Origin of the sequence: Gudongella ferriphila (assembly GCF_046224405.1) — a bacterium.
Taxonomy (GTDB): domain Bacteria; phylum Bacillota; class Clostridia; order Tissierellales; family Tissierellaceae; genus Gudongella.
In genome coordinates this window covers 1-18,263 of sequence record NZ_JBJXRK010000017.1, presented here as the reverse complement: position 1 = coordinate 18,263, position 18,263 = coordinate 1, and the positions used below count along the sequence as shown (strand labels likewise).

Below are 18,263 nucleotides of genomic sequence, written 5' to 3'. Positions count from 1 at the left end.
CAAGTGGTGAGAGAATGTCTTATTCAAACGAAGATGTCCTTGAAAAAGTCAAGGATCAGATGGATATTGTCCAGTTGGTTGGAGAATATGTTCATCTAAAAAAATCGGGCTCAAATCATGTAGGATTGTGTCCGTTTCACAATGAAAAGACTCCTTCCTTTACGGTTTCTGAATCAAAGCAGATATATCACTGTTTTGGATGCGGAGAAGGTGGAGATGGGATATCCTTCATTATGAAGAGGGAGAATCTTGATTTTGTGGATGCATTGAAATTTCTTGCAGACAAATATGGAATTCCCTGGGAGGAAAACTTGAACAGGGAAGACAGTGAGGAGAAAAACACTCTATACAATATGAACAAGGAGGCTGCAAGGTATTTCCATAATAATCTGATGAGTAACAAGAAACCTCGTGAGTATCTTGCCAAAAGAGGTATTACGGCAGAAATAGCAAGGAAGTTTGGAATTGGCTTTGCAACTGAAAAATGGGATGGCTTAATAAAGCATCTCTTGGAAAAGGGCTTCACTGAGGATGAGATGCTTAAGGCTGGATTGGCAGGAATAAGAAAGGATGGGTCCGGATATTTCGATAAATTCAGAAACAGGGTGATTTTTCCGATCATCGATACAAGGGGTCGGGTCATCGGTTTCGGTGGAAGGGTACTGGACCACAATTTACCAAAATACCTTAACTCTCCTGATACAAAGGTCTTCAATAAAGGCTATCATCTATATGGTTTAAACCTTCTTGCAGGAAATTCAGACAGGAAAAAAATCCTGCTTGTTGAAGGATACATGGATGTAATATCCCTTTGTTCAGGAGGAGTGAATTTCGCTGTGGCCAGCCTGGGTACTGCTCTGACAAGTAACCAGGGAAAGCTCCTCAAGCGTTATGGTGAAGAGGTTTTCATCTGCTATGACAGGGACAGGGCTGGAATAAAAGCGACCCTTAGGGCTATTGATGTACTTAGGGAACTTGAAGTGGATCCAAGGGTTGTGGTATTACCCGAGGGAATGGACCCTGATGACTTTATCAGGGAAAATGGACAGGCTGGTTTTCAAAAAAAGATAAATACTGCGTTAAGTTATGTTGATTTCAAGGTATATATACTGAAAGAGCAATATAATATTGAGGAACCGAAAGGTAAGATTGATTTCACGAAAGAGGTTGCGAGGATAATCAGGGATATGAAATCTCCTGTGGAGCAGGATGTCTATATAGACAAAATATCCTCCCAAACAGGAGTTTCAAGGGAAGCCATAGAAAATGAAGTCCGTGGAAGACAAAAGTCCCAAAGGAGGTTCAAAGAGAGTATCTCTTTTGAACCTGCGGTTACAAAGCTTCCGCCTGCTCATTTGAAGGCGGAGATGGACCTGATAGGATTTATCCTACTTGACAGAGAGTATTTCGAAAGGATATCAAAAAGAATTGATTTTAATGATTTTCAGGATATGGATTGTAGATTCTGCTATAGGATAATATCTGAAACATACAAAAAATCAGATGAAATAGACAAGGAAGCATTGCGGGAGGAATTATCCCAAGACCAGATGAGCAGTAAAAAGTTCAACGATATTTTGGACCATCAACCAATGTTCCAGGCAACTAACTGGGAGAGGGTAATCGAGGACTTAATTAGGACAATAAGACACAATAAGCTTATCAGTGAGAGAAATTATGTTTTATCAGAAATGGAAAAGCTTGAAAAAAGTGGAGAGGACCAGGTAAGATTTCTTGAGTTGCTGAGCAATATAGATGAACTTAACAGGAAAATTAATTCATTAGTAAGTAGGGAGGAAATAAATTGAACGATACAACTAAGAACCCTGAAAAAAATTTCACAAATAAAGAAGTGGCCGAAAGGAAATTATTGGACAAGGGTAAAAAGAATGGCTTATTGACCTATAAGGAAATTATGGACACCTTGGAGGCTGTAGATCTGGACCCAGAGGAAATTGATGAAATCTATCAGAGGATAGAGGACAGCGATATTGATATTATGGGGGAAAAGGATGAAGAAATCCTTCTGGCTGATGATGATGACGACAGCGATGAGGATATCGATAAGGTAGTGGATGAAGAGCTGGACAATGATGATGACGATGATGACGAAGTCAAGGAAGACCTTTCGGTACCAAAGGGAATAAGCGTAGATGATCCTGTAAGGATGTATCTTAAGGAAATCGGAAAGATTCCTTTGCTCACCAGCGAAGAGGAAATCGACCTTGCCATGAGAATGGAGGAAGGGGAAGAGCTGGCCAAGAAAAAGCTGGCAGAGGCCAATCTGAGGCTTGTGGTGAGTATTGCCAAGAGGTATGTTGGAAGGGGAATGTTGTTCCTTGATCTGATTCAGGAAGGAAACCTGGGTCTTATGAAGGCTGTTGAGAAGTTCGAGTATAGGAAGGGCTTTAAATTCAGCACCTATGCTACCTGGTGGATTAGACAGGCCATTACACGTGCAATAGCAGACCAGGCAAGGACCATAAGGATACCAGTGCATATGGTTGAAACAATAAATAAGCTTGTTAGAGTTCAAAGACAGCTTGTTCAGGAGCTAGGTAGGGATCCGTCCCCGGAGGAAATAGGACAGGAAATGAATCTGGATGTGGAAAGAGTAAGAGAAATAATGAAGATAGCTCAAGAGCCGGTATCTCTGGAAACTCCAATTGGGGAAGAGGAAGACAGTCACCTGGGGGACTTCATTCCAGATGAGGACGTCTTGGCACCTGCAGACGCTGCTACATTTACAATGCTAAGGGAGCAGCTTATTGATGTATTGGACAGCTTGACTCCTAGAGAACAGAAGGTGTTGAAGCTAAGATTCGGACTGGATGACGGTAGGGCAAGAACACTTGAGGAAGTTGGCAAGGAGTTTGAAGTAACCCGTGAGAGAATTAGGCAGATTGAGGCAAAGGCATTGAGAAAGCTTCGTCATCCAAGCAGAAGTAAAAAATTAAAGGACTTTCTTGAATAAGATTCGCTTTGCGAATCTTATTCCTATGAAAAGGAGATATTATGAACCTATCACCTAGACTAAAAAAAATAGTTGATTTTGTACCAAAAAATTCAATAGTCGCAGACATAGGAACCGACCACGGGTATGTGCCCAAGTATCTTATAGATGAAGGAATCAGTAAGCTTGTTATCGCTACTGACATCAGCAAGGGATCTCTGCAGAAGACCCTAGACTATATAAGGGAAGAGAATCTAGATGAAGATATCAAGGCTAGACTTGGTGATGGCCTTGAGCCGATCCTTCCATTTGAGGTTGATACTGCCATAATAGCAGGAATGGGAGGGATACTCATAACGGAGATAATAGCCAAATCAATGGATACAGCTAAAAGCATCAATAATTTGATTCTTCAGCCAATGGTAGGATCAGTGGAGCTTAGGAAATTTCTACATGGAACTGGTTTTAGGATAGTGGATGAGGATATTGTAAAAGAAGGGGACAAGTATTATGAAATCATTGTTGCCAAAAGCGGTCTTCAGAAATTTGCCAAGGAGCTGGATTATGAGATAAGCCCTGTGCTGTTGAAGAAGAAAAACCCCTTGATTAAAGAGTTGGTGGAAACCAGGTTGAGGATAAATGAAAAGATAATTGTCAGCTTAAGGGATAATCCAGGAGATAAAAGCAAGACCAGACTCATGGAGCTTGAAAAGATAGTGAGAGATTACAGGGGGGTGCTTTAAAGGTGAAAGCCTCTGAAATAATAAGTAAAATTGAAAAGTGGACACCAGAAGGTCTTGTGGACTCATGGGACAATACGGGTCTTCAGATTGGAAGCCCTGACCAGAAAATTAATGGAATTCTCATTTCCATGGATATCACTGATAGTGTAGTGAAAAAAGCAATTGAACAAGACATGAATATGATCATAACCCACCACCCATTTATATTCAAGCCCATGGACAGGTTTGTGTTCAACGGCTACAGGGGAAATATCATAAGAAGTGTAATTATGAACGAGATTGTCATCTATAATGCACATACCAATTTGGACCTGGCTGAAGGTGGAATTAACGATAGGCTTGCTCAGTTATTTGGGATGAGGGAACCCAAGGTTTTGAGCTATTCCAAGAGTGAGGAACTGGTAAAGGTAGCAGTTTATGTACCCAAAACACATGAAAAGAACATACTGGATGCATTGTCAGCATCTGGAGCAGGCCACATGGGAGAATACAGTGACTGTAGCTTTTCAGTGGATGGAACTGGAAGATTTAGACCACTGGAGGGGTCGAATCCTTACTTGGGAATCACGGATGTATTGGAGTCAGTGACTGAATCAAGAATAGAAACCATCGTCAACAGAGAGTATCTTCAGAATACCCTGGACCTGATCCAGAAGGAGCATCCCTATGAGGAAGTTGCTTTGGACGTCTATCCACTATTAAATAAAGGCAAGACCTATGGCTATGGCAGAGTTGGGGAGATAGAGGGGACAACACTTAATGAATTGGCAAATATGACAAAGAAGGTCCTTCAGCTTGATAGTCTCAGGGTATATGGAAGCTGTGAGAGTAAGATTGAAAAAATTGCTGTTTGCGGAGGAACCGGTGCAGATTTCATAAGGGAAGCAGCCCAAAAGGATGCAAAGGTATATATAACTGGAGATATTAAGTATCACGATGCCCAGCTGGCCTATGAGGAAGGGATTGTCCTCATTGATGGTACCCATTACGGCACCGAGAGAATTATTCTCCCTGTTATTGAAGAAAAGCTAATTGAATACACCGAAGGAAAGATCAAAATTGAAGTTTACGAAGACAGTTCATTTAACTTTGAATGCTATTAGATAGGGGGACTTCCAATGTTGGATCTATCCAGTTTATGGGAAATTGAGATACACCGTAAGAGTTTGTTTTCCATGGAAAATGAGTTGAAACTTCTGCAAGAAAGAGCTGAATTGCAAAAGTTGGAAAAGGATCACCAGAATCTTGAGAGAAGGTACGAAAACTTATTGAAAAAAAAGAAAGACCTCAGACTCCATCTAAGAAAGCTGGAGCAGGAAGCTGATATTCACAAGGAAAAGTATAGGGTGGCTGAAGCAAACCTTTACAATGGATCAGTAAAAGATATTAAGCAGCTGGAACACCTTGAAAAGGAGAAGGAATATCACAAGAATCTTGTTGATACCCTTGAGGATGAAATTATTGACACCATGGGCATAAACGAGGAAAATGAGATTAAGATAGATGAGACCGGCAAGCTAAAGTCCAATACCAAAAGAAATCTGGCTCATCAGATAAGCATTGTGGATGATAGAATTACCCAGCTCAGCATGAGGATTGAAGTGGAGAAAAGGACCATTGAAAACCTGGAAGGATCAATTGAGGAGAAGCTACTTACCAAATACCATGATATAAGCAGAAGAAAGGGTTCTGGAATAGCCAAAATGAAGGAAGATGTTTGCACTGGATGTCATATGCACATACCGGAAAAGATTGTTGAAAAAGCAAAGCAGGGGAAAGTGGTTGTTACCTGTGAAAATTGCGGGAGGATTCTATACCATGATCTGGAGCAGGAAGACATTTAGGTTTTAAATATACCCTATTTATGATATAATACAGATAGAGTAAGTTGTATGGTCGCATGTCCAAGACATGAGGAAAGTCCGTGCTCCGTAGAGCAGGATGCTGGATAACGTCCAGTGGGGGCAACCCTAAGGATAGTGCAACAGAAATAGACCGCCAGAAATGGTAAGGATGGAAAGGTGAGGTAAGAGCTCACCAGCATCTAGGCGACTAGGTGGCTCTGTAAACCCCATCCGGAGCAAGACCAAAAGGGAGCACAAAAAGGCAGTTGCTCGTTGCCGCTCCAAAGGTAGGTCGCATGAGTCTGCTGGTAACAGCAGACCTAGATAGATGACCATAGAAACAGAACACGGCTTATAGACTTACTCAAGCATGAAAACCTCTGGGAGATACCCGGAGGTTTTCTCTATGGATCTAATAAAAAATTTAGCATATGATTGTTTAAAATTGAACATTTTATGCACCAAGAACTTAACTTTGTAACCGTTTTGTAAATATTTCATTGAAATGAGGACTCCCTTGTAATATAATACCTTTATGAGACTAATCGAAAATAAGGGAGTGTTCATATTGCACAATAGAAAACACAAACTGACTTTCAAGATTTTGGCGCTTTGCATGCTAATGGGAGTTGGATTTAAAGACACAGGTGTATTTGTAAAAAGCTTTGCACTTATGAATGAACAGGCGACGGAGATAACCTTCCAAAAGGAAGAGACGGTGACAGTAGCCAAGGAAGGAAGCGATTCCTACCAAGTATTGAAGGATGGTACATATTATAGCATACCAAAGAATGTAATGATAAGAACAACCAGAAGCTCAGACAGATATACTGTCAAGGAACCTACTGTAATGTACAAGGATGCAAATAGCAGTTCACAGGTTGTAAAGGAAATTCAGCCTGGCGAGGAGCTTGTAATGGCAAGCTATGATGAGAATTTCGGGTATTTCATTACAGCAGAGAGCTTTCACATTGGACATGTAGCAATGGATAAGACTCAGAGGAAGATTCAGGATAACATATCCTACGGGATGTCAAACATAACAAGGGTTCTCAATAACGGTGAAAATACCCTGGTGCTTATAAAGGGTGGAGTTGTTTCCGTGAAGAATTTCCAAAATGGACAGTTTGAAATAGTTGACGAAAACATGATCAGCTATTTTGTGGAGGAAGCTGCAGTTACTCTTTTTAAGACCACAGAAGAGGCATCAAGAGCAGCCGAGAGAGGATCAGGGGCAGCGATAGCAAAAATATTGGAAGCTGCACACAGGGAAATTGGAAAGCCATATGTATATGCAGCAGCTGGACCCAACGCATATGATTGCTCAGGGTTCACGTATTATTTGTTTAGGAGTGAACTGGGGATTACTCTTCCTAGGACATCATTCTCTCAGGGGTCTGCTGGAGTGAAGGTAGAAAAATCTCAGCTGGTACCTGGAGACCTGGTATTCTTCAATACTACAGGTAGAGGCATTTCACATGTCGGATTGTACATAGGTGATGGAAATATGATTCATGCATCATCTGGGAAAAGACAGGTAAGAATAGATACTATCAATTCAGGCTACTACAGCCAAAGATATGTAACAGGAAGAAGAGTCATCAATTAGATAAGACTTTAAAGCACCCCGTGGGGTGCTTTTGTATTTTTTCTATGTTATAATTATATTAACAAAATCACAAGGAGGTTTGGCATGACTGAAATATTGAAGGGAAATGTAGTCGCAGCTAGCATTAAGGAAGATATGGCAACAAGAATAGCAGCATTAAAGGAAAAGGGTATAGTTCCGACTCTTGGGATCATAAGACTTGGAAGCAATCCAGGGGATGTTTCATATGAAAAGAGTATAATCAAAGCCTGCGAAAAGATCGATATCCAGGCAAAGGTATATGAGAGGGAAACCTCAATGACCACAGAAGAGCTTGTAGCTTTGATGGAGGAGCTTAACAGCGACGAAGAAATATCCGGAATTCTTCTATTCAGACCACTTCCCAAGCATATCGATGAAGAGGTAATAAGAAGCGCGATCAGTCCTGACAAGGATGTTGATTGCATGCATCCACTTAACCTTGAAAAGATCTTTGAGGGGAACATGACTGGGTTTGCTCCATGTACACCTAAAGCTGCAATGGAGATCCTGATCTACAATGACATTCAACTGGAAGGAAGCAAGGTTGCTGTTGTAAACAGGTCCATGGTTGTTGGAAAGCCACTTGTAATGATGCTTCTTGAAAAGAATGCAACAGTTACAATCTGTCACTCAAGAACCAAGGAGCTTTCAGAGATAACAAAGGATGCAGATATAGTTGTTACAGCCCTTGGAAAACCAAAGTTCTTTGGTGAGGAATTCTTCAATCCTGATTCAATTGTCATAGATGTTGGAGTTGGGATGACAGAGGATGGAAAATTGAGCGGAGATGTTGACTACGAAAATGTTTCTGAAAAGGTATCAATGATAACTCCTGTACCTGGAGGAGTTGGCAGTGTTACAACAACAATTCTGCTGAATCAGGTAGTACTGGCTGCAGAGAAATAGAGCAATTTTCAATTCGAAACAAGAGAAGGGCATGAAATCAGTTGATTTCATGCCCTTCTCTTATGGATTTCCTAGTTGTTGCCATCCTCACCTTCTGGAGGAGGGGTATTTCCGTTTCCATTTCCGTTCCCATTGTTTCCAGTGGTTTCAGGGTCCGTGGTAGGAGGATTTTCCCCGTTATTGTTGTTGAACCACTCGTTTAGCCAGTCCAGAACTGGATTTTCTATTACTGTTGTCTCATCATGATCATCGCAAACCTCTGTAGGAACCTGGTAGTTGTAATCACTTGGAACTATACCATTGTGCTCACTTGGATCATATAGAGGCTCTCTCTTTATGAACACTCTAGTCGCAACATCTTCATCAGGACAGTATTCATTGGCAATTTTACCGTTTGTAACATCTACCTTCACCTCTACGTGCATATCGCAGTATGCCTTTGGAACAGTACCATTGGCAAATATTTCAGTCCTTACAACACCTCTTGGATCATTTGAGCAAAGCGGTGTTGCCAGTAATCCAGACTGAGAACATATGCTTGCAGAGACTATACCATCTGGTCTTTCAAAGCTGGTTTTGCTTTCAAGGCCTTCATGAATTGTGTTGTTAATATATTGCCACATTTGAGCAGCCGTGCTACTGTTTCTTGAAAGGGTGATTCTTGGGGAATCATTTCCTATCCAAGTACCTGAAACATAGTAGGGGGTGTATCCAACAAACCATATATCAGCCTGGTTCTGGGTGGTACCGGTTTTACCAGCTACGACCATGTTCGACATTCTGGCTCTGCCGGCTATTCCACTTGAAACGGTTGTCCTCATAATATCTCCCATGATGTAGGCGACCTGAGGTGATGTTACAATTGTTTCTTCAGGTGTGTTATCCAGAAGAACATTTCCATTTCTGTCAATAATCCTGGAGAAGGATATTGGCTCCACAAACACCCCATTGTTTGCTATGGCTCCATATGCTGCAGTCAATTCAAGGGGACTCAATCCGTTGGTCATTCCTCCAAGTCCCAATGCCGAAAGGTTTTCATCATTGGTAACCCTGTTTTCAAGACTGGTGACAAAATTGTCCCTTTCAGGATGTTCTTTATCTACAATGCCCATTTTTTCAAGGTATGCAACAGATGTAGCTACACCGATATTTTGAACGGTCTTGACTGAATTTACATTTACTGATTGTTCAACCGATCTTCTCAGTGTATGAAGACCTCTGTAACCGTTGTACCAGTTCTTTGGCCAGAGGGTACCGTTACCATCGTAAAATGGTATATCATCTATTGCGGTTGCAGCTGTCATACCATTATCCAGAGCGGGCCAATAGACTGCAACAGGCTTTATTGCCGATCCAGGCTGTCTTGCGGAATCGGTTGCCCTGTTTAGAATCCTGGAGCCATCAACATCTCTGCCTCCAATAATCGCCTTTATATGGCCAGTTCGGTAATCTAGAATAACTGTTGCCGATTGAGGCTGTACTATCCCTTCATCCTGTACGAAGAAGTATCTGTTGCTGATTATTAATCTTCCTTCCTGTGTCTGATAGAACTCAGGGTTATTGTCTAGGTATGATTTGCTTATTGTAATTACACCTTCATCTACACTGAACTGCCCATCAGGTATTACTATGGATCCAACTGTGTGGGCAACCAGATTCTTTCTATCATCAATTGTATAGAAATCAACAATATCAAAATGTGTGGGGTAGACATTAATCTTATTCGTGTTGATTTTAAGGCTACCATCTTCAATCTGATATTCGCTTTCTTCCAGAATTAGATTGTTGTCCTCTGTCATCAAGGAATCCTTATTGAAGTATACAATCCTATTTCTTTCATCCAGAACATGCCCCGCACTGTTTATTCTCCAGTCCACAAGGACAGGACCTCGTATTCCGTCAGTGTTACCTACAAGAATTTCAACAAAATTGGAGTAAATATTTTCAAGCTGCTTTTGCATCTCCATGTCTATGGTTGCATAGATTGATAATCCCCCCGTGAAAAGCTCACTTTCAGCCTGCTCTTTGGTGTATCCCAGCTTATCTACCAAAGCCTCTACAACCTGTGTTTTTACAAGATCGGCAAAGTAGGATGTGATGTCCTGGGGCTTTTTCTCTTCGGGATTCAAGCTTGATTTAATGTCCTGGGCCAAGGCTGAATTGTATTGGCTCTCAGTTATTTTTCCCTGTGCCAGCATTCTGTCCAGTACTATACGCTGCCTTTTAACAGACTCTTCATTGAAGACTGCAATATAGGGTTCACCCAGTACATCCAGCTTGCCTACCTCATAGTGGATCTCAGGGTCAAAGTCACCTGGCTTAACACGGTAGTAAGGCTGGAACTGGGTTGTGCTCTTGACAATACCCGCCAGCAAGGCTGACTCTGCAATGGTAAGGTCCTGGACATTCTTAGAGAAGTAGGTTCTCGAAGCTTCCTGGACACCATATGCATTTTGGCCGAAGTAGTTTCTGTTAAGATAAGCTTCCAGTATCTGGTCTTTTGAGAGAATGGTTTCAACCTTAAGTGCCAGATATGCTTCTGTTATTTTTCTGGTCAGTTTGACATCATTGCTTAAGTATACATTCTTAACAAGCTGCTGTGTAATTGTACTGGCACCTCTTAGTCCACCTGACCTCAGGTTGTCAATAAGTGCTCCTGCGATTCCTTCGATGTCAACTCCAGGATGCTCCTCAAACCTATGGTCCTCGATGGCAATGAATGCATCAATAAGATGCTGCGGCATCTCCTTTATACCAACCACGGTTCTCAGCTCTTCTGCCTGAATCTTCTCAATAAGATTACCATGGGGATCGTATATGCTGGATGTCTCAGCAAGTGATGTTACAATGGTTGTTGGGTCGATATCCGGTGCTTCATCCAAAATGGATACTACTGCAGCACCTACAGCTCCACCAGCCATTATACCAGCAATTACAACCATTACCAGAAGTATCTTGATTGCCTTTCCTAGGGTGAATCTATTTTGTTTTCTTTTTTTCCTATTTTCAGTAGACATTATTGACCTCCTAAAATTTCGACTACAAAAACATAACATATTATACCACAGAACACTTTTTTTGTTAAGCAAAGCAAGGTTACAATAAGATTACGGAAGGTAGCTTTTGACTGGTCTATAAGCGTTAATAATGGTATACTGTAGACATCCTGACAGGAGAGTGATGATAATGGAAGAAAATAGAGAAAAGGTGCTAATCGTTGGAATAGAGCTTGATAGCGACAAAATTGATATTGAGGATTCACTAAATGAATTGGAGGAGCTTGTGGAGGCTGCTGGTGGAACGGTGGAAGCCCGAGTTATACAGAGGAAGGATAGAATAAATGCAGCAACCTTCATAGGGACAGGAAAGGCCGAGGAAATTCATTCATACTGTGAAGATCTTGAAATTGATACAGTCGTTTTCAATGATGAGCTTTCAGGAGCTCAACTAAGAAACCTGGAGGAGATAATTAATAGAAAAATAATTGATAGAACTAACCTTATCTTGGATATTTTTGCCCTTAGGGCTGTATCCAGGGAAGGTAAGCTTCAGGTAAAACTGGCTCAGCTGAAATACAGGTTGCCCAGACTTGTCGGCTTCAGGGATTATTTGTCCAGGGAAGGCGCTGGAATTGGCACGAGAGGCCCGGGAGAACAAAAACTTGAGACAGACAGAAGACATATACTCAGGGAAATAAACAATATCGAAAAGCAGCTGAAGGACCTTGAAGGAGTAAGGGATGTCAAGAGAAAGAAAAGACTTTCTTCTCAAATGCCCATGGTTGCACTGGTAGGCTATACAAATGCTGGAAAATCAACCCTTATGAATAGACTGATGGTTCAAAAAGAAGGATTTGATGAAAACAAGCAGGTATATGTAGAGGACATGCTCTTTGCCAGTCTTGACACTGCCCATAGGGTTGGAAAGCTGCCCAATGGGCAGGATTACCTACTGGCAGATACCGTAGGGTTTGTATCAAAGCTGCCAACAAAGTTGGTCGAGGCATTCAAAGGTACCTTGGAAGAGGTTGAGTACGCTGACCTATTGCTCCATGTAGTTGATGCTTCAAACGAGGATCTGGACATTCAGATCAATACTACCATGGAGCTTCTCAAGGACCTAAACACTGTTGATAAACCAATTGTGACCGTGTTCAACAAGATGGACAAGTTGGAGGAAAGTGGCTTAAATATTGCCGGAATGGAAACTGAAAACCCAATTTATATTTCCGCTAAAAATGGCAATGGAATTGAGGAGCTAAAACATCTAATTCAGGATACTCTACCTCTTGAGTATAGAAGGGTCAAGATGCTTATTCCATTTGATAGTCAATCAGTCTCCAGCTACCTAATGAATCAATATCAGGTTGATGACATAGAATATACTGAAGAAGGTACTCTGTTCACCCTGACGATAAATCATATTGATTACGAGAAATTCAATGAATATATTCTAAAGTGATGTGGAAGGATGTTGATGGTATGAGCGAAACCTACAGGACAATCGCCAAAAGAGGGGTTGATGAATTTATAATAAGCAAGTCTCGCTTCATAGGTTATGCAGCACCTGTAACAACAGAGGAAGAGGCACAGGAGTTCATACAGGAAATCAAGTCAAGGCACAGGGATGCAACACACAATGTATCTGCTTATGTACTTGGAAGGGATTCGAATATCCAGAGGTTCAATGACGATGGTGAGCCGTCTGGAACAGCAGGAATACCAGCCCTTGAGGTCCTGAAAAAAGAGGAATTGAGGAACACTGCTGTGGTTGTGACCAGATACTTTGGAGGGATCAAGCTGGGAGGTGGAGGACTTATTAGGGCCTATACCAAGGGTGCAAAGATTGCCTTGGAGGCCTCAGTCATTGTAACGATGGAAAAGTTCAAGCTTCTAAGGATGGTCATCAATTACACAGCCTATGGGAAAATTGAAAACTATTTCGTGGAAAACGGATATACACCTGAAAAGATTGATTATTTGCAGGCAATAAACATTGACATGTATGTGAACAATGGACTTTATGGAGGATTTTTGGAAGATATGCTCCATATGACCAGTGGAGATATTGAGTACAACATTGTTGAAGAAAAATATCTTCCAGTAAAAGATGGTGTGAGATGGAGGGAATAGTGGGGTATAAAGAAAACCGAGGTGATAATGATGACATCAGATAAGAATCTGAAAAAGGAAATGATGGATTCCAACAAGTGGGTTGTGGTTGGTGTTTCCGGAAAAAAAGAAAAGTACGGCTATAAGATATGGAAGATACTCAGGGAAAAGGGCTACACAACATATGGGGTAAGTCCCAACTACAGTGAGCTGGAAGGTGAAAAAATATATGATTCCATAGCTTCCTTACCGGAAAAGGTTGATGTCCTTGATATGGTCGTACCGCCCAAGGTGAGTATTGGAGTTCTTGAGGAGGCTAAGGAAGCCGGAATAGAAATGATTTTCTTCCAGCCAGGAACCTATGATGACAAGGTTGTGGCAAAAGCTGAAGAGCTTAATCTGAGATATCTATTGGATGATTGTGTTTATGCAACACTGAAGGCCGAAAAATAGACCAGTAATGGTCTATTTTCATCATTTAATGAAGGAGTTGATAGAGTGAATGACATGAAAAAGGAGCTTGACAACATTGTATCCTGGCTTCAGGAAAGTGTAGGGAAGGCCAAGGCAAAAGGGGTTGTATTTGGTTTAAGTGGAGGTGTTGATTCAGCTGTTGTGGCTGGGATAGCGAAAAGGGCATTCCCAAATGAAACAATGGGAGTAATTATGCCGATTCACAGCAATCCCAAGGATGAGGCTGATGCATTGACTGTGGCCAGGTCTCTGGACATTGATGTAACCAGCATAGATCTTTCACAGGTTTACGACACCTATCTTAAAGCTCTTCCCTTTGAAGGGGAAAACCCTTTGGCAAAAGCCAATTTGAAACCAAGAATTAGAATGATGACTCTGTATTATTTTGCTCAGGAAATGGGCTATCTGGTTTGTGGTACAGGTAATAAATCCGAGCTTCATGTTGGTTATTTCACAAAGCACGGTGACAGTGGTGTTGATTTGCTGCCGCTAGCTGACTTTGTGAAGGAAGAGGTTTTCGAGTTGGCCAGGCTGTTGGATATACCATCGGAAATCATTGATAAACCGCCAAGTGCAGGACTATGGGAAAATCAGACAGACGAGAAGGAAATGGGTTTTTCATATAAACAGTTGGACAATTACATCAGGACAGGGGAAGCACCTGAGGACATACGGGAAAAGATAGATCACATGAACAGAATCAGTGAACACAAAAGAAATTATCCACCTTCCTACAAGAAAAGCCTTTAGTGAAACAGGTAGCTTTTTTGATGCCAGTCAACTGAAAGGACATTATGGAGAGAAAAACAAACTTTTCTATTCCCATTAAAAAAAGTTAGTGAAATTAACCTAATCATATGCTAAAATATTTAGGTTAAGGGAAGGAGATGTTGAAATATGGCAGGACATTCCAAATGGAATAATATCAAGAACAGAAAAGGTAAGGAAGACGCCAAGCGAGGGAAGGTATTTACCAAGCTGGCAAGATATATTATGGTTGCAGCCAAGGAAGGCGGAGGAGATCCTGACTACAATCCTTCATTGAAGGCGGCAATTGATAAGGCAAAGGCTGAAAATATGCCCAACGACAATATTGAAAGGGCTATCAAGAAGGGAATTGGAGAAGCTGGATCTGACAGCTATGAGGAGATTATCTATGAAGGCTATGGACCATCTGGCACCGCAATCATAGTCAATTGCCTTACTGATAACAGAAACAGGACAGCATCTGATGTTAGACACGCCTTTGACAAATACGGCGGTAATCTAGGTCAAAGCGGCTCAGTTTCATTTATGTTTGACAGAAAGGGTTTTATAGCAATTGAGACGTCAGAATCAATAGATGAGGATGAACTGACAATGCTTGCCATTGAACTGGGAGCAGAGGATTTTGAGGCGGATGAGAATGGGTTTGAAGTAATTATGGAACCCTCAGATTTCAACGTGGTGAGAAATGGTCTTCAGGAGTCCGGATACAGCTTTGCAGCTGCGGAATTGACCTATCTACCCCAGAATATGGTTACACTTCAAGAGGAAAAGGATATCAAAAATATGGAGAAGCTGATTGATATGCTTGAAGACAACGATGATGTTCAGGAAGTATACCACAATTGGGAGTTACCGGCGGATATTTAGATATCCATGCCTTAATTATCCAACAAATAGAATCTGATGGAAAGGGGAAAATCCCCAGAGTCCATCAGATTTTTTAAAAAGAGGTGGAGAAATTGAAAGTAACGGAGACACTATTGGTTATAGTATTGGTTATAGCCTTATCACTTATAGCTTTAGTTATGGCTATAGAAGAAAATACATACAATTTGGACTATTATATGGAATCCTTCGATGAAAACAAGGTATATGAGGTTACAGGCAAGACAGAAGAGGAGCTTGAAGTGGTATCAAAGGATATTATAGCCTATCTGAAGGGAAATCAGGACGATGCCCTTGACAGGCATTTCAATGAACGGGAAATACATCATATGGAGGATGTACTGGATCTTTACGAGCTTGCCAGGTTAATAAAGCTTGTATCGGCATTGGTTGGCCTGGGGATAGTCTTCTGGTTTCTCTCCAAGGAAAAGGCTGGTTTTATAGGAAAATGGATGACTCTTGGCATTTTTGCAAATCATCTTTTACTGATTCTGCTTGGAGTTCTAATAGTCACAGACTTTACAAGATACTTCACTGTCTTTCATGAAATATTTTTTGACAATGACCTTTGGATATTGAACCCAAAAACCGATTTACTGATCCAAATGCTACCTGAACCATTTTTTGTTAACATAGCAGGCAAGATTGGGGTAAGCTTCATCAAATACCTAACTCTGGCACAGCTTATTGGGTATATCCTCTACAAGAAGGGTAAATATGGCATAGGGAGATTTAAGAGCAATAAAAGATACTAGCTTATGCAGGTTTTGTGGTAACTGGACGGTTTACATTAATACCTGTATGGTGTATAATTAGGACTTGAATTGTTTCAGTATGACAGAGTAGGTAAAGAGCGTTAAGTGCCTCGGGATGGGAAGTTGCCCGTTGACGAAAGAAATTTTCTGCGATTCTTTGCCGCATCCGCTGACAATTAAAGATACTTTCTTTAATTGGCAGTAGCTGTCAGTTAAAGAAAGGAGATTAAAATGAAAAGGAAAGCAGCAAAAATCAATGTTCGAACAATGGTTAAGGCAGGTTTTCTGGTTGCAATTTCAATTGTAATGACAAGATTTGCCTACGTGATGGTTCCCCTTGCTGGGGTAGCAGCCTTAAGGATCAGTTTTGGGGATTTACCCCTTATGCTCTCGGGTATGATGTTTGGTCCCCTTGTAGGTGGACTAACAGGATTCTCGGCAGATATCATCGGTTTTCTGATTAATCCGCAGGGTCCCTATCATCCGGGTTTTACACTGAGCTCAATTTTGTGGGGAGTTATCCCTGGACTTCTGTTCTACAGATTTAAGGGAGAAAGGGACCTGGACAAGGTTTATTCCTACAAGAATATACTGATTGCTGTATTGACTGTTACAGCTGTGGTTTCTTTGGGGCTTAACACCTACTGGTTGTCAACCTTGTATGGAAGAGGCTTTATAGTCCTTTTGCCCACAAGAGTATTGGCAGCACTTATAAGCATTCCATTGCATACGGTAATTCTAAAATACCTTATGAAGTATTTGAGAAGATTCATTTAGCTAAAACATATACTCCCGTCACCTTGACGGGAGTTTTTGCAAGTTTAGCATTTATTTGACAATCTCTTTGAAAAACCTGGTTAAAAGGGGTATAATTAATGTATGAACTATAAACTAGGAGGGTTATGATGAAAAAAACATTGCCAATAGCACTATCCAACAGACATATTCATATTAGCCAGAAGGATCTGGACACACTTTTCGGTGAGGGGTATGAACTGACCAAAATGAAGGATCTCTCTCAGCCAGGACAGTATGCCTGCGAAGAGAAGGTTGATGTTGTAGGACCAAAGAAGACCATCAAAGGCGTTAGAATTCTTGGGCCTGTTAGACCAGACACTCAGCTTGAGGTTTCAATAACAGATGCATTTACACTGGGAGTTGCTCCAATGATCAGAAATTCCGGAGACGTTGTAGATACACCAGGCGTTAAGATAACTGGACCCAAGGGTGAAGTGGAAATCGATAAGGGAACCATTGTAGCTGCAAGACACATCCATATGCACACAAAGGATGGAGAGGAATTTGGAGTAAAGGATGGAGAAATAGTCAGCATCAAGGTGCCAGGACCAAGAGGTCTTGTATTCGACAACGTTCTTGTCAGGGTACATCCAAGCTACGCTTTGGAAATGCACGTGGATATAGAGGAAGGAAATGCTGCAGGAATTAGAAATGGAGACATGGTCGAAATAATAAAATAGTTCCAAAATTGTAGACGAGAGGTGAGATAATGATAGATGTTGCAGGCATAATCGATCACACAGCCTTAAAGGCCGACACATCAAAGGACTCAATAAGACTTTTGTGTGAAGAAGCCAAGGCAAACAAGTTTAAAGCTGTATGTGTTAATCCAACATATGTAAGGTATTGCAGTGAGCTTTTAAAGGATACGGAGGTCAAGGTAGCGACTGTAATTGGCTTTCCGCTGGGAGCAAACACACCTCAGACAAAAGCTTTTGAAACAAAGGATGCAATAGCCATGGGGGCTCACGAGGTTGATATGGTAATAAATATTGGGGCTCTTAAGGATGGAAACCTGGACCTTGTAAGGGCGGATATTGAAGCTGTAGTGGTAGCAGCTGACAAAAAGGCATTGGTAAAGGTCATAATAGAGACGGCGCTACTGACAGATGATGAGAAAAAAATGGCATGCCAGATTGCAATGGAAGCTGGAGCGGACTATGTTAAGACATCCACAGGCTTTAGCACGGGTGGAGCAACTCTTGAGGATGTAAGACTCATGAGGTCTGTTGTAGGTGATAAGCTTGGAGTCAAGGCATCTGGTGGAGTGAAAGACTACAAGACGGCTGTTGCAATGATGGAGGCAGGAGCTACAAGGATAGGAACCAGCTCAGGAGTTGAAATAGTTAAGGGATAAAAATAAAGGGTTAAGCCCTTTATTTTTTTGATAAATAAT

General features: G+C 41.3%; 17 protein-coding genes, 1 other RNA gene and 1 riboswitch. Of the genes, 17 read left to right on the top strand and 1 reads right to left on the bottom strand.

The features are described 5' to 3' along the window. Positions 1-14 precede the first annotated feature (14 nt). The 8 genes from dnaG to ACKVDP_RS09365 all read left to right on the top strand — a co-directional run bounded on the left by dnaG (position 15) and on the right by ACKVDP_RS09365 (position 8,076). Positions 15-1,808 carry a DNA primase gene (gene dnaG, locus ACKVDP_RS09400; RefSeq protein WP_409228574.1) on the top strand — a complete coding sequence of 598 codons (1,794 nt, stop codon included), beginning with the start codon at positions 15-17 and terminating at the stop codon, positions 1,806-1,808. Next, on the top strand, positions 1,805-2,974 hold the full coding sequence (gene rpoD / locus ACKVDP_RS09395; RefSeq protein ID WP_409228573.1) for an RNA polymerase sigma factor RpoD: 1,170 nt from the start codon (positions 1,805-1,807) through the stop codon (positions 2,972-2,974). Before dnaG ends, rpoD begins: the two co-directional genes overlap by 4 nt. Positions 2,975-3,015: 41 nt before the next feature. After that, positions 3,016-3,696: a tRNA (adenine(22)-N(1))-methyltransferase gene (locus ACKVDP_RS09390; RefSeq protein WP_409228572.1), complete on the top strand. Its 681-nt coding sequence runs from the start codon at positions 3,016-3,018 to the stop codon at positions 3,694-3,696. A gap of 2 nt (positions 3,697-3,698) precedes the next feature. Beyond that, positions 3,699-4,799, top strand: coding sequence for a Nif3-like dinuclear metal center hexameric protein (locus ACKVDP_RS09385; protein ID WP_409228571.1), 1,101 nt, complete (start codon positions 3,699-3,701; stop codon positions 4,797-4,799). Between the two features lie 15 nt (positions 4,800-4,814). Next, a complete protein-coding gene (locus ACKVDP_RS09380; protein ID WP_409228570.1) occupies positions 4,815-5,540 on the top strand; it encodes a zinc ribbon domain-containing protein in 726 nt (241 codons plus the stop codon). A 36-nt stretch (positions 5,541-5,576) separates the two neighbouring features. Next, positions 5,577-5,911, top strand: an RNA gene (gene rnpB / locus ACKVDP_RS09375) — RNase P RNA component class A. A 197-nt stretch (positions 5,912-6,108) separates the two neighbouring features. Next, the gene (locus ACKVDP_RS09370; protein ID WP_409228569.1) at positions 6,109-7,149 is read left to right on the top strand and encodes a C40 family peptidase; all 1,041 of its coding nucleotides are present in this window, start codon (positions 6,109-6,111) and stop codon (positions 7,147-7,149) included. An 84-nt stretch (positions 7,150-7,233) separates the two neighbouring features. Continuing rightward, positions 7,234-8,076, top strand: a complete 843-nt coding sequence (locus ACKVDP_RS09365) for a bifunctional 5,10-methylenetetrahydrofolate dehydrogenase/5,10-methenyltetrahydrofolate cyclohydrolase (protein WP_409228568.1) — start codon at positions 7,234-7,236, stop codon at positions 8,074-8,076. A gap of 71 nt (positions 8,077-8,147) precedes the next feature. On the opposite strand, the gene ACKVDP_RS09360 is transcribed toward ACKVDP_RS09365, so the two are convergent. Next, positions 8,148-11,093 carry a penicillin-binding protein 1A gene (locus ACKVDP_RS09360; protein WP_409228567.1) on the bottom strand — a complete coding sequence of 982 codons (2,946 nt, stop codon included), beginning with the start codon at positions 11,091-11,093 and terminating at the stop codon, positions 8,148-8,150. 169 nt (positions 11,094-11,262) lie between these two features. On the opposite strand from ACKVDP_RS09360, the gene hflX reads away from it, so the two are divergent. The 9 genes from hflX (at position 11,263) to deoC (ending at position 18,224) form a co-directional block, all read left to right on the top strand. Further along, positions 11,263-12,537, top strand: a complete 1,275-nt coding sequence (gene hflX, locus ACKVDP_RS09355) for a GTPase HflX (protein ID WP_409228566.1) — start codon at positions 11,263-11,265, stop codon at positions 12,535-12,537. A gap of 20 nt (positions 12,538-12,557) precedes the next feature. After that, positions 12,558-13,208 carry a YigZ family protein gene (locus tag ACKVDP_RS09350; protein ID WP_409228565.1) on the top strand — a complete coding sequence of 217 codons (651 nt, stop codon included), beginning with the start codon at positions 12,558-12,560 and terminating at the stop codon, positions 13,206-13,208. Between the two features lie 27 nt (positions 13,209-13,235). Beyond that, complete coding sequence (locus tag ACKVDP_RS09345) at positions 13,236-13,640, top strand: CoA-binding protein (RefSeq protein ID WP_409228564.1); 405 nt, start codon at positions 13,236-13,238, stop codon at positions 13,638-13,640. Positions 13,641-13,694: 54 nt separating this feature from the next. Beyond that, positions 13,695-14,411 carry an NAD(+) synthase gene (gene nadE, locus ACKVDP_RS09340; protein WP_409228603.1) on the top strand — a complete coding sequence of 239 codons (717 nt, stop codon included), beginning with the start codon at positions 13,695-13,697 and terminating at the stop codon, positions 14,409-14,411. A gap of 147 nt (positions 14,412-14,558) precedes the next feature. After that, on the top strand, positions 14,559-15,296 hold the full coding sequence (locus ACKVDP_RS09335) for a YebC/PmpR family DNA-binding transcriptional regulator (protein ID WP_409228563.1): 738 nt from the start codon (positions 14,559-14,561) through the stop codon (positions 15,294-15,296). A gap of 92 nt (positions 15,297-15,388) precedes the next feature. Then, on the top strand, positions 15,389-16,069 hold the full coding sequence (locus tag ACKVDP_RS09330; RefSeq protein WP_409228562.1) for a TIGR01906 family membrane protein: 681 nt from the start codon (positions 15,389-15,391) through the stop codon (positions 16,067-16,069). Between the two features lie 81 nt (positions 16,070-16,150). Next, a riboswitch (THF riboswitch) is annotated at positions 16,151-16,243 on the top strand. A gap of 57 nt (positions 16,244-16,300) precedes the next feature. Continuing rightward, complete coding sequence (locus ACKVDP_RS09325; RefSeq protein WP_409228561.1) at positions 16,301-16,846, top strand: folate family ECF transporter S component; 546 nt, start codon at positions 16,301-16,303, stop codon at positions 16,844-16,846. A 128-nt stretch (positions 16,847-16,974) separates the two neighbouring features. Continuing rightward, positions 16,975-17,547 (top strand): phosphate propanoyltransferase, encoded by a 573-nt coding sequence (pduL, locus tag ACKVDP_RS09320; protein ID WP_409228560.1) that lies wholly within the window; start codon positions 16,975-16,977, stop codon positions 17,545-17,547. 29 nt (positions 17,548-17,576) lie between these two features. After that, entirely contained in the window at positions 17,577-18,224 is a 648-nt protein-coding gene (gene deoC, locus ACKVDP_RS09315; protein WP_409228559.1) for a deoxyribose-phosphate aldolase, read from the top strand. Positions 18,225-18,263 lie beyond the last annotated feature (39 nt).